Origin of the sequence: Streptomyces sp. NPDC002889, assembly GCF_042888425.1 — a bacterium.
Taxonomy (GTDB): Bacteria; Actinomycetota; Actinomycetes; order Streptomycetales; family Streptomycetaceae; genus Streptomyces.
The window spans coordinates 67103-79839 of the sequence record NZ_JBIAPT010000005.1 but is presented as its reverse complement, the minus strand read 5'-3'; the positions used below and the strand labels follow the sequence as shown (position 1 = coordinate 79839).

Annotated in this window: 8 protein-coding genes; 7 read left to right on the top strand and 1 reads right to left on the bottom strand. The window is 67.6% G+C overall.

Annotation, left to right across the window (positions count from 1 at the left end; translation table 11 throughout):
• The first annotated feature begins 535 nt into the window (after positions 1-535).
• The 5 genes from ACFYWI_RS09055 (at position 536) to fxsT (ending at position 9072) form a co-directional block, all read left to right on the top strand.
• On the top strand, positions 536-718 hold the full coding sequence (locus ACFYWI_RS09055) for a hypothetical protein (protein WP_389227547.1): 183 nt from the start codon (positions 536-538) through the stop codon (positions 716-718).
• A 56-nt stretch (positions 719-774) separates the two neighbouring features.
• The gene (locus ACFYWI_RS09050; RefSeq protein WP_389227544.1) at positions 775-3015 is read left to right on the top strand and encodes an FxsB family cyclophane-forming radical SAM/SPASM peptide maturase; all 2241 of its coding nucleotides are present in this window, start codon (positions 775-777) and stop codon (positions 3013-3015) included.
• Between the two features lie 189 nt (positions 3016-3204).
• The gene (locus ACFYWI_RS09045) at positions 3205-3864 is read left to right on the top strand and encodes a TIR-like protein FxsC (RefSeq protein ID WP_389227541.1); all 660 of its coding nucleotides are present in this window, start codon (positions 3205-3207) and stop codon (positions 3862-3864) included.
• Between the two features lies 1 nt (position 3865).
• The gene (gene fsxC / locus ACFYWI_RS09040) at positions 3866-5092 is read left to right on the top strand and encodes an FxsC protein (protein ID WP_389227538.1); all 1227 of its coding nucleotides are present in this window, start codon (positions 3866-3868) and stop codon (positions 5090-5092) included.
• Entirely contained in the window at positions 5089-9072 is a 3984-nt protein-coding gene (fxsT, locus tag ACFYWI_RS09035) for an FxSxx-COOH system tetratricopeptide repeat protein (RefSeq protein WP_389227534.1), read from the top strand. Before fsxC ends, fxsT begins: the two co-directional genes overlap by 4 nt.
• A 14-nt stretch (positions 9073-9086) precedes the next feature.
• On the opposite strand, the gene ACFYWI_RS09030 is transcribed toward fxsT, so the two are convergent.
• Positions 9087-10010: an alpha/beta fold hydrolase gene (locus ACFYWI_RS09030; RefSeq protein ID WP_389227531.1), complete on the bottom strand. Its 924-nt coding sequence runs from the start codon at positions 10008-10010 to the stop codon at positions 9087-9089.
• 691 nt (positions 10011-10701) lie between these two features.
• Between ACFYWI_RS09030 and ctaD the strand changes: the two genes are divergently transcribed.
• A complete protein-coding gene (gene ctaD, locus ACFYWI_RS09025) occupies positions 10702-12336 on the top strand; it encodes a cytochrome c oxidase subunit I (RefSeq protein ID WP_389228311.1) in 1635 nt (544 codons plus the stop codon).
• Positions 12333-12722 (top strand): cytochrome c oxidase subunit 4, encoded by a 390-nt coding sequence (locus ACFYWI_RS09020; RefSeq protein WP_389227528.1) that lies wholly within the window; start codon positions 12333-12335, stop codon positions 12720-12722. Before ctaD ends, ACFYWI_RS09020 begins: the two co-directional genes overlap by 4 nt.
• Positions 12723-12737: the final 15 nt, after the last annotated feature.

Below are 12737 nucleotides of genomic sequence, written 5' to 3'. Positions count from 1 at the left end.
TGCTCTCAACAGCCATCTGCATGTCATGCGGGAACGCAGTGTGGAGAACACCGACAGCCAGGCACTCGATGAGGCGAAGAACGCTCACCGCGACCGGTACTCCGAGGTACAGATGATCGCTCCTGACGGCGACAACAACCCCACCGAGGTGGTGCGCGAGAATCCCCGAGAAGGTCCGCGATGCGCCCCCGGGCGACAGTGGCGGTCCCGGCCGGGAGCCGCCGGCGTCGTGCGCGGGCCGGCGCAATGGGAGTACTCCGCAGCGCTTTCGCCTCAGCGGCCAGGACGCGCTGAGTCTCCGGCGGCACAGCGGGACGGAAGATGCAGACGGCCGCCTCCCGGGCTTCGTCGTCCATTCCCATCAGCGCGATGCCCTGCCCGGGACTCCCCTCAGCGCCCCGCACGGTCCTGCAGTACACCGGGGCGGTGGTGGCATGCGTCACTTACCCCAGTTGGCCGGTGAGTGCCTTGTCGTCACGTAATCAGGAAGTCACCATATGAAGGCCGCCCGGAGCCATACACCCGAGGAGCCCGTATGGACAACAGCGACGAGCAGTACCCCGCGACCATCCCCGGCGCAGTGCCGAACCACAACGACACCCCGGTGCACCAGGTGCCCGAGTCGGCGCAGAACGCCGTTCTGGCGCGCGTGGGGACAGACCGCGGAGAGGTTTCGTTTGCATTCCAGTCCAGCGGGTCCGCGCAGCCTTCGCCTTGAGTCACCGGCTGTACAGGCGCTCCCTTGTCCCGGGAACGCGGCCATTTCGCCAGTTCGTGCTGAAGGTGCACAGTCGGTGCGACCTGGCCTGCGACCACTGCTACGTCTATCAGCACGCCGATCAGAGCTGGCGCGGCCGCCCCGTCACCATGACGGACGAGATCTTTCGGCTCACCGCCGAGCGGATTGCCGAGCACGCGGCCGGACACAGCCTGCCTCGGGTACATGTGGTGCTGCACGGCGGTGAACCGCTGCTCGTCGGCCTGGAGCGGCTGCGCGGCTTCGCCCGCACGCTGCGCGCCGCACTGCACGGCGTGAGCCGGCTCGATCTGCGGATGCAGACCAACGGGCTGCGGCTGGACGACGAGTTCTGCGACATGCTCGCCGCAGAGGGCATCGTCACCGGCATCTCGCTCGACGGCGACCGGATCTCCCATGACCGTCACCGGATCAGGGCCGACGGTTCCGGCAGCTACGACGGCGTCGTGCGTGCCGTTCGGTGGCTCGGCTCGCCCGGCCACCGGCGTGCCTTCGGAGGACTGCTGTGCACCGTCGACGTGAGGAACGATCCCGTCGCGGTCTACCGCGCCCTGGCTGAACTGGACCCGCCGGGCATCGACTTCCTGCTGCCGCACGCGACCTGGGACCGCCCGCCGTTGCGCCCTCACGGCGAGACGGACTACGCGGACTGGCTGATCGCCGTGCACCGGCAGTGGACGGACGACGGCAAGCCGGTCCGGATCCGGATGTTCGACTCGATCTCCCGGCTCTCCCACGGTGGTGTGAGCCTCACCGAGGCACTGGGCCTGGGCAGTTCAGACCTGCTCGTGGTGGAGACCAACGGGGCAATCGAGCAAGCGGACTGGCTGAAGACTGTAGCCCACGGCGCCCCCGAGACCGGATTCCATGTGGCGCGCGACCGTTTCGACGAAGCCGCCGCGCACCCCGGCATCCTGGCTCAGCGGCGGGGCCTGGACGGTCTGTCGGCGCAGTGCCGTGCCTGTCCGGTGGTCGCGGTCTGCGGCGGGGGGCTGTACGCGCACCGCTTTCGCACGTCGGCGGGCTCGCGGACGCCCGGCGGGTTCGACAACCCCTCGGTGTACTGCGCCGATCTGCTGAAACTGATCCGGTACGTGCAAGGCGCCGACGACAGCTCCTCCTTGCACGGCCTGCGGCGCGCGAACTTCGACGATCTTGCGGCCGGATATGGGGGCGCGCCGGCCGTCCAGGAGCTGGCGCGGGCGGAGTGCAGCATCCGGCGAGCGCTGCTCGCGAACGCGCGCCGAAAGGCGCCGCACCCCTCCATGGCCTGGGAGTTCATCGTAGACATCCCCTCCGACATGCTGAACACTGTGCTGGCCGTTCCCTATCTGAGGGTGTGGGCGCTGGGCGTCTGCGAGGAGACGGCACTCGACCAGGGACGGCCCGCCGAGATCGCCCTGGCCGCGGCCGTCCGGATGGGGAAGCGGCTCAGCCTTACCGTGCCGCTGCGGGACGGCACCATACAACTGCCCGGCCTGGGCCGACTGGTGGTCGGTGGATCCGGCCGGGTCGTGTCAGTGGCGGCCGAGGCCGGTGAGTTCACCGTCGACGGCTGCAAACTGGCCGCACTGCCGGACGGCGTCGTCTGGGAGCCACTGCGATATCTGGAGGCCGACGGCATACGAGTGGCGCTGGAGGACACCGATCCGTACCGCACCTGCTATCGGGCCGAGGCATCGCCCCGCCTCACCGTGGCCGAATTCCGGTCCTGGCAGCAGACATTCCGCGAGGCCTGGCAGGTCATCCGGGACGAGTATCCGCAGTACGCCGATGGGCTCGCCGCCGGACTGCGCGCGGTGACCCCGCTGGCCGCCCCGATGGTGAGTGAGACGTCCCGGCACGCCTTCGGCGCGGTCGCGATCGCGTTGCCGCCCTCTGCCGAGACGCTCGCCCTGTTGCTGATCCATGAGTTCCAGCACGTCAAACTCGGTGCGATGCAGGACATGTACGACCTCTTCGAGCCCGGCGGCGGTCGGTACCCGGTTGCCTGGCGCACGGACCCCGGGCCTGCGGATGCCGCGCTTCAAGGCGCGTACGCCCATCTGGCGGTCGCCGACGTCTGGTGGACCCGCTCCCGGCGCGAGGCGCGCCGTGTGGACACGGAGGACGCCACCCGGCAGGCCGAGTACTGGCAGGGCGCGGTCCTCGACGCGCTGGACACGCTCTCGGGAGCCGGCGCGCCGACGGGCGTGGGGGAGCGGCTGCTGGCGGGCATGCGTGCGACTGTGCAGACCCTCGGCGCGAAGGCGCGGTGAACCATGGTGCGGGCAGTGCCGGGAGAGAAGTGCGCACCTGCGTACGGGCCGCGTTCCGGCGGAGCGGGCAACTGGCCGGCTCCAGCCTCTGGCACCGACAAGTGATTTCGCGTTCCAATGGATCCCACTGGCCTCGCCGTCGGCGCAACTCGCAAACGCGTGGCGGGGATTGACGAGGGGGGCGAGGCCATGACGCATCCGATTTCGTCCTCGCCGCTGCCCGCCGGCACCGGTCCCGATCCGTACTTCTTCCTCAGCTACGCGCGTGTCCCCTCCACCGAGCAGGAGCGCAGCCGAGATCACCCGGACCAGGATCTGGTCGACTTCCACCGGGAGCTGTGCCGGCACGTCATGCAGCTGACCGACCACGACGGCACCCAGTCGCCCGGCTACCTGGACCGGCGGATCAAGATCGGCGCGGACTGGGAACGGCACCTCAAGCAGGCACTGGCGACCTGTCAGGTCTTCGTGCCCGTCTACACCAAGCGGTACTTCTCCAGGGAATGGTGCGGCAAGGAATGGGATGCTTTTTCCAGGCGGCAGGCCGAGCAGCGCAAGACCCGCCCGTACACCATCAACGCGATCGTCCCCGTCCTGTGGCTCAGCCCCGCACATCTGGATCTTCCCCCGGTCGCCGAGGCGGTCCAATACACGCACCCGGACCTCGGGCCGCCCTATCTCAAGATGGGGCTGTACGGACTGCGAGAGGCCGGCTACTCACTCCAGTACCGCAGGTCCGTGTGGGGCATCGCCCAGACCATCGTCCAAGTGGCTCAGCAGGCTCGCCTCGAGCCGTGCGACATCGGGCTCTTCGACGACCTCCGCAACGTCTTTGAGGGGGGAATGTAGGATGCCGCTCTTCTTTCTGAGTTACGCGCGCATCCCGGGCGTCCGGCGCCCCGGACACGACCCGGACAGATTGGTCTTCGATTTCTACAAGGTGCTGCGCCACCGCGTTGCGGTCCACGCCGGAGTGCCGACGGCCGCCTCCGGCTTCATCGAGGAGCCGGGCACCCAAGGAGAGGCATCCCTGCGCGCGCTCTCCAGCTGCCGGGTCTTCGTCCCGTTGTACTCGAAGCGGTACTTCACCGATCCACTCTGTGGCCGTCAGTGGAGCGCCGTCACCCGGGGGAGCTCATCGGGCACCGCGCCCCAGATCGTGCCCGTGCTGTGGACGCCTTACCCGGCGGCTTCCGTCCCGGCAGCGGTCCAAGAGACGCCGGCCGTCCCGGAGGGCATGGACGACGCGGGAGAGAGCTACGCGGCTATGGGGCTGCACCAGTTGCTCGACCTGGAGGAGAACCAAGCGCTCCAGGTCACCGACTGGCTCGCGCGTCGTATCGCCGCCGTCGCCCCCCTCGGGGCCGGTGTACAGAGAGCGCTCGACCGGCGGGGCCTGGCCCGGCTGCCGGACGCCTTCTCCGCCATCCCGCCCAGTCCACCACTGAGGGTCACCGTGCTCGCCCCGTCGGAGGAGCATCTGCCGATCGGCCGTGAGGCCTTGCGCTATGGCCCCCGGCCGCTCGACTGGCGGCCCTACGGGCCTGTCGCAGGCGGCCCGGTCGCCGAGCAGGTCTCCGAACTGGCGCGCAACCAGGGCTTCGATCCGGAGGTTGTGTCGTTCGACAAGGCCCTGGTCGAACTGCGTGGCACCGACACCCCGGCCGGGCCCTGGATTCTCGTTGTCGACCCCTGGGCGCTTCAGGACCCGAAGGTTGCCCGCAAGGCCAGGGCGTTCGACGACGCCCATCGGCCCTGGACCGCCGTGCTGACCGCACTTGCCGACGACGATCCGCAGACCAAGGAGCACGGCGAACGGCTGCGGGGACTTCTGGAAGCCACCTTTCCGCGCTACCTGCGCGAGGGGAGGATGGGACAGCAGTTCGCCGTTCGTGGCCTTTCCACGGCCGACTTGTTCGCCCTGTGGTTCGGAGAGCTGGCGGAGTCCGCCTACATGCGCTATCTGAGGTACATTCAGCCGCAATCGTCCCCGCGGAGCAGCACGACGGGGAGACTGCCGGGGGTCGGTGCCGACGGACTCGGCACCGACGAAGGCGGCGCGGAGGCCATGCCATGACGGGCGAGGACGCGGGCAGGATCATCACGTTCTACTCGTACAAGGGCGGTACGGGAAGGACGATGGCACTCGCCAACACCGCCTGGATCATGGCTTCTTCGGGGAAACGGGTCCTGGTGGTCGACTGGGACCTGGACGCCCCGGGCCTCGACCTCTTTCTCCACCCCTTCCTCGACCAGGACAAGCTCCGTACCACCCCCGGAGTCCTCGATCTCGTCAGCCGCTTCAATCAGTCCTTGCTGGAGGAGCAGCGGTTGGCTGAGGTGCAATACCCCGGACCGCACGGAAGCGGCCGGTCCGCAGTCGTCGACGACGCGTGGGTGGCCGAACGAGCCCGCTTCAATCACTGCGTTATTCCCGTCATCTGGGAATTCCCCCAGAGGGGGCGGCTGGACTACCTCCCCGCAGGCACCAAGAGCAAGAAGTACCTGAGCGCGTTCTCGCAGTTCGACTGGAAGCCCTTCATGGACGGCCCGCGAGCGACCGAATTCATCGAGGCCCTCAAGTGCGAGTTCGTCCAGACATACGACTATGTGCTGATCGATAGCCGGACCGGCCTCAGTGACATCTCCGACATCTGTACGGTCAACCTGCCGCACACTCTCGTCACCTGCTTCACTCCGAGCAGCCAGAGCATCGAGGGAGCGGTGGCGGTCGCCGAACGCGTCGACGAGATGTACGGCTTTCGCGATATCCGCATCCTGCCCGTACCGATGCGCGTCGAGGACACCAATGGACAGGCCGACCGGCTGGATGCCGCCCGCGGCCAGATCAGGCTGCGGTTCGCCGACATCCTCGGCCGGCACACGGACATCCCTGCGCAGGACTACTGGGGCAGAGTGGAGATTCCGTACCGCCCGGCCTATTCGTACGAAGAGCTGTTGGCCCCCTTCCGCGATACCTCTGGCACCCCCTCCTCCCTGCTGGCCGCCTATGAGCGGCTCACCGCGGTGGTCACCGACGGCGCGGTGACCTCGATGCCGCCTATGGACGAGAGCCTGCGGCAGCGCTACCTCGACCTGTACACCCGCCGCCGGCCGCTCGACGTCTCGGATGTGTACATCAGCTATGTCCCGCAGGACCGCACCTGGGCCGAGTGGATCCGCGCCACGCTCGAAGCCGCGGAATTCCGTGTTCATCTGGCACCGGACGGCATTGACGACGGGGCCCGTCTCAAGACCGAGACCGAGCGCGGGGTGGAGTCCACCTCCCACACCCTCGTTGTGCTGTCCGCCGCCTATCTGCGTTCCTCCCGCCACAGAACGACATGGGAGGCTGTGTTCTCGGCCGACAGACTCGGCAACCGCCGTAATCTGGTTCCGGTGCGGGTCGAAGACGTACCACTGAGCCAGCCCTTCACCGAGCGGCTCGTCGACCTGTCCCGCTGCGCCACCGAGCCGCTCGCCACAGAGGCATTGCTGCGGGTATTCGGCGTCGGCCCCGAGCCACGCTCACGCAGCCACTTCACCGGGGCCGACCGGCTGGCGCCGCGCTACCCCGGCGAAGAGCCGCCTGTGTGGTCGGTGCCGCTGCGCACGACCTCGTTCACCGGCCGCACCGAACTGCTGGAATCCATCAGGGAACAACTGCGGACCGGGAAGCACACCATCCTCCTCAGGGGGATGGGTGGCGTCGGAAAATCCCTTCTCGCACAGGAATTCGCCCACCGCTACAAAGGCGACTACGACATCGTCTGGCACATCCAGGCCGAGCAACGCGACCTCGCGGTCGAGCAGTACGCGGCGATGGCCCGGCCGCTCGGCGTGCCGGAACGCAAGAACCCCACCGACATGGCACGCGCCGTGCGCCACGCGCTCGACCTTGGTGATCCCTACCACCGATGGCTGCTGATCCTTGACAACGCGGACGATGCCGGGGACCTGCCCGAGCTGCTCGTCGGCGGGCGTTCGGGACACGTCCTGATCACGAGCCAGCGCTCCGAGGGCTGGAACCGCCACGCGGAGACAGTCGAGATCGGTGTCTTCAAGCGCCCCGAAAGTGTCAGTCATCTGTGCCGCCGGCTTCCGGACTGCGGCCCGGACGAGGCCGATCTGGTCGCTGATGCTCTGGGCGACCTGCCGATCGCCGTCGAGCAGGCAGCGGCGGGCATCAAACAGACCGGCCTGAGTGCCCTCGAGTACATCAAACTCCTGCAGCGGCCGACAGCCGGCGCGCAGACGAGCGGCGACGGCGACCGGATCGCCGACTTCACCAAGGCCACCGGTGGCACCTGGGACTTCGCCATCGGGAGGCTGAGGGAGAACTACCCGCCCGCGGTGCGACTGCTCCAACTCTGCTCGTACTTCAGTCCCGAGCCCATCTCCATGGACCTTCTGGAAGGCATCGAGATCTCCCGGGCCCTGGGCGGCGCCCGCACCGTGGCCCGCGCCTACCAGGAACTCAGCCGCTTCGCCCTGATCCGTGTCGACCGCAAAGCCAGAAGCGTGCAGGTGCACCGGCTTGTACAGCTCTCCATGCGCAACAGCATGACCGAGGAGGAGCAACGGGAGGCGCGAGAGATCGTCTACCGTGCGTTGGTAGCAGCGAGGCCGGGCAAGGACGACCCGGAGGACCCCAACACCTGGGACCAGTACCGGATCATCTGGCCGCACCTGGGCACTCCCTGGGCGCTCACCGCCCCCGACGACGGCGTTCGAGAGCTCATCGTGGACCGCGTCCGCCAGCTGCGCCGCCGAGGTGAATTCACCCAGGCCCTGGACCTGAGCGAGAAGTGCGTGGCGGGCTGGAGTACCGAAGGGGACCCGGACGAGCGCTGGGCGCTGCACATGCGTTTCCAGATCGCCAACATCCTGCGAGCCCAGGGTAAGTACGAGGAGTCGCTGGCCATTGACGAGAGGGTGCTGGAGCGCCAGCTCGCCGTCCTCGGCGACATGGACGATCAGCACGTCCTGATGACCACCAGCAGCATCGCTGCGGACCTGCGCGGTCTCGGTCGATTCTCGGAGGCGCTGGAGTACGACCGTGAGGCCCACCAGAGATACAGCGACGTCTACGGCGAGGACCATCCCCGTACGTTGACCGCGGCCAACAACCTCGCTGTCTCCCTCGCAGTGCTGGGTGACTGCTACGCCGCACGCGACCTGGACCGCAGGACGCTCGAGACCCGGGAGCAGATCCTGCTCCCGGACCATCCGCTGACCATTGAATCGGCCGTCAATCTCGGTCGCGATCTGCGGGAGTGCGGCGAGTACAAGGAGTCGGTCAAACTGCTCAGGCAGGCACACGACCGCTGCCTGCGAAGCCTCGAACTCACCGAAGGCGCGCCGACCGTCCTCAACACCATGAGAGGACTCGCCGGTTCACTGCGGCGTGACGGTCGGGCGGCCGAGGCGGAACAGGTCACTCGGCATGTTCTGAAACACACGCCGGAGAACGAAGGAGAGGTCTCACCGGAGCGGCTGTTGCTCGAAATGAACCTGGCCGGCGACCTGATGGCCCAGGACCGGCCGGACGAGGCGCTTGATCTCGTGCGCAGGGTGCTGGGCGACCTCCGACGGATCATGGGCGAGGAGCACCCGCACACCATCGCCTGCTCCGCGAACTACGCGGTGCATCTGCTGAAGGCGGGTGAGGTGGCCGAAGCGGAGCACCTGTCGGAGAGGGCTGTGGCAGCGTTCACCGAGATCCTAGGGGAGAGTCACCCGCATGCGCTGGTCAGCCGGGTGAACCTGGCCTCTGCGCAGGCGGAGGGGAGGCGGCACCAGGAAGCGCGCAGGACATACGAATCGGCCTATGGCCAATTGCGCGAGGTGCTGTTCTCAAGCCACCCCGCCACGCTGGTATGCGCCGGCAATCTCGCCGTCGTGCTGAGGGACGTTGGTAACCAGGGTGCTGCCGATGAGATGCGGGACTGGGCCCTGGCCGATATGGCCAAGAGCCTGGGCACGGAGCATCCGTCAACGCGGGCGCTCACGTCATGGCGTCGGACGGGGCTCGAGCTGGAGCCGCACCCGATCTGAGGGCTGAGTATCTGTCAGAGGGCTTTGTCGCGGACCCAGGCCAGGATCCGCGGCAGAGCCGGCAGAGCGGCGAAGTGGGCTGCGGAAGGCTGCAGGACCGCTGAAGCGCCGGGGATGTGCTCAGCCAGCCACTGGAAATGGCTTACGGGGGCGAAGACATCTTGTTCGCCGTGCCAGAGCAGGACCGGCACGCCCTCGGTGTCCTCCGGCCTGAAGCCCCATGGCTCGCGGAAGGACACGAGATCGTCCACCCAGCCGGTGGGCTGGGGCGGGTGGTCACCTTCGCTCGGTGACCCGGTGTATCTGCCGACCGCGGACAGATAGTTGATCTGCAGCAGGTCGCGGATCCCAGCGTCCTCGACGACGAGCCGGTCGACATCGGGCATCTCCTCGTTGAGGGAGTTGAGGAGGGAGGAGGGGTTTCTTCGGATGGCGTCGGCGTTGCGGGCGAGCAGCGCGCCGACTTGGGCGAGATCCGGGGAGTGTCGGGCCATCAGGCTGTACGTCATGACATTGGACTCAGCCATCCCGGCCATCCACTCGAGGCCCTCGGCATCCGGAGGCGCGACGGAGACGACGGCGGCGGCGCTCGCCACGCGGTCGGGGTTGATTGCCGCGCAGGCCAACGCGTGCGGGCCGCCGCCGGAGCGGCCGACCACGGAGTACTGCTTCAGCTCCAGTGCGTCGGCGATCGCGAGGACGTCCTTCGCGCCATGGGAGACTCTTCGGCCTGGGTGACGATCCGAGTCGCCGTACCCGGGACGGTCGTAGGCGATGAGCCGGATGCCGAGCTTATGCAGGTCGAATGTCCGGGGTTTGGGGCCCAACCGGCTGCCGGGCGTGCCATGCAGAAGGAAGACCGGGTACCCCTTGGGGTCTCCCCATTCCTCATAGGCCAGCTTGCCGTTGCGGTCGGGCGCCTGCACCAAACCGAACACTTGTTGCCTCCCGTCGCCAGCGGCTTAGCCCGGAACGGCACCCTTTCAGCATGGGGTACGGCGGTGACGTTCGTAGCGCTCGAATCAGCCGAGTTGCCCGGCACTGAGCCAGGCCTGCAATACGATCTGCACCCCGTTGAGCCGGTTGCCGGTTACGAAGCGTAGCCGACCGACCAGAGGCACGCTCGGCAAACCCTCGGGGAGCTCCGGGTTTTCGGGGGTGAGCACGCCGGGGGGCGTTGACGCCTGCGAGCGGGCTTGTGGGCCTCGCGGGGCAGGCTGATGCTCGGCTGACGGGCACAGACGGGTGTGCGGAATACGGTACCGAGGGGATCCGTCTCGACTGCGCTCGGTTCGCCGCCGCGACGGACGCGCTACGGGTGTCCCGCATCGGCCTGGGCCGGACCCGGGCCAGGCGGTCCCACGTCATCGGCGACGGGGACCGCAGTTCCGGGGCCATCCGCAGCCGGCTGCGACGCACTGGCCGGCCGACTGCTCGTGGAGCAGCGGTGAACTGATGAAATCCGGGGCTTCGTCCGCCAGTCGCACGTCCCGTCCGCTGGGGGGGCTCCACCATGAATGCCAGGAGCCGGAGGGTAAGGCGGACGGGGAGCCGATGTCGCAGGATCAGCGGGAAGACACGTCGGCCGGAGCAGCCACCACCAAGCGCATCAGTGCCGGCGTGAGACTCATGGGCTGGCTGACGACCACGGACCACAAGGTCATCGGTAACCTCTACATGGTCACCGCGTTCGGATTCTTCTTGTTCGCCGGTCTGCTGGCCATGCTCATGCGCGCGGAGCTCGTCCGGCCCGACCTGCAGATCGTCAGCGCCGAACAGTACAACCAACTGTTCACCGTGCACGGCACGGTCATGATGCTGCTGTTCGCCACGCCGATGTTCGCCGGGTTCGCGAACGCCGTCATGCCGCTGCAGATCGGCGCGCCCGATGTGGCTTTCCCCCGTCTGAACGCCCTCACCTACTGGCTCTTTCTCTTCGGCGGACTGATCGTGGTGTCCGGGTTCGTCGTCCCGGGCGGCGCCGCATCGTTCGGCTGGTTCGCCTACGCCCCGCTGAACAGCGCGGTCTTCTCCCCGGGCGCGGGCGGTGATCTGTGGACCATGGGACTGGTTCTCTCCGGGGTCAGCACGACTCTTGGGGCCGTCAACTTCGTCGCCACCATCGTGTGTCTGCGGGCTCCGGGCATGACGATGTTCCGGATGCCGATCTTCACCTGGAACGTGCTCTTCACATCGATCCTCGCGCTGCTGGCATTCCCGGTGCTCGCCGCGGCGCTGCTCGCCCTCGAGGCCGACCGGAAGTTCGGGGCGCACATCTACGACTCCGCCAACGGCGGCGCGCTGCTGTGGCAGCACCTGTTCTGGTTCTTCGGGCATCCGGAGGTCTATATCGTCGCGCTGCCGTTCTTCGGTGTGGTGAGTGAGATCATTCCGGTGTTCAGCCGCAAGCCGCTCTTCGGGTACGTCGGCATGGTCGGCGCCACCATCGCGATCACCATGCTCTCGGCAGTCGTCTGGGCCCATCACATGTTTGCGACGGGTGCCGTCCTTCTGCCGTTCTTCTCCGTCATGTCGTTCATCATCGCTGTGCCCACCGGCGTCAAGTTCTTCAACTGGATCGGCACCATGTGGAACGGCAGCGTCTCGTTCGAGACGCCCATGCTGTGGTCGCTGGGCTTCCTCGTCACGTTTCTTCTCGGCGGCCTCAGCGGAGTGCTGATCGCCTCGCCTCCGTTGGACTTCCATCTCACCGACTCGTACTTCATCGTCGCCCACCTCCATTACGTCCTGTTCGGAACGGTGGTCTTCGCGATGTTCGGCGGGTTCTACTTCTGGTGGCCCAAATGGACCGGACGCATGCTCGACGAACGTATCGGGCGCATCCACTTCTGGACCTTGTTCATCGGCTTCCAGACGACCTTCCTGGTCCAGCACTGGCTGGGGGAGAGCGGAATGCCACGGCGCTACGCCGACTACCTCGCCGCGGACGGATTCACCCTTCTCAACTCGATCTCCTCCATCGGCTCGTTTCTGCTGGGCCTGTCGACCCTGCCGTTCCTGTACAACGTCTGGCGCACTCGTCGCCACGCGCCGATGGTCGAGATGGACGACCCCTGGGGATTCGGCCGGTCACTGGAGTGGGCGACGTCCTGCCCGCCACCGAGGCACAACTTCCGGGCGCTGCCCCGCGTACGGTCCGACTCGCCGGCATTCGACATGAACCATCCCGAGGCGGCCAGACCGGGCCTCGACCGCGGTGAGTCCACACCCACTCCGGACACGCTGCGGGGGTGGGATGCATGAAGACCGAGGCCATCGTCTTCGCAGGGGTCGCGGCGTTCTTTCTCGTGACCGACGTGCTCTATGCCGTGTGGTCCCGGGATCCGGCAGGCACCGCGGCGCTCACCGTCGCGTTCCTCATGGCCTTGCTCGTCTCGTTCTTCTTCGCCATGAACTACCGCAGGAAGGGGCTCCGCCCCGAGGACCGCAGAGAAGGCGTCGTACGCGAGCGGGCCGGTCCGGTGGCGTTCTTCCCCCCGCAGAGTGTCTGGCCCGTGCTGACCGCCGCAGGTGTGGCCGTGCTCGCTCTCGGTGTGGTGTACGGGCTGTGGCTCTTCCTGCTCGGCATGGGTCCGCTGGTGGCTGGTGTGTTCGGATTCGTCTTCCAGTACGCCGAGCCGGAGCGATGACGGACTGTCTCGTGC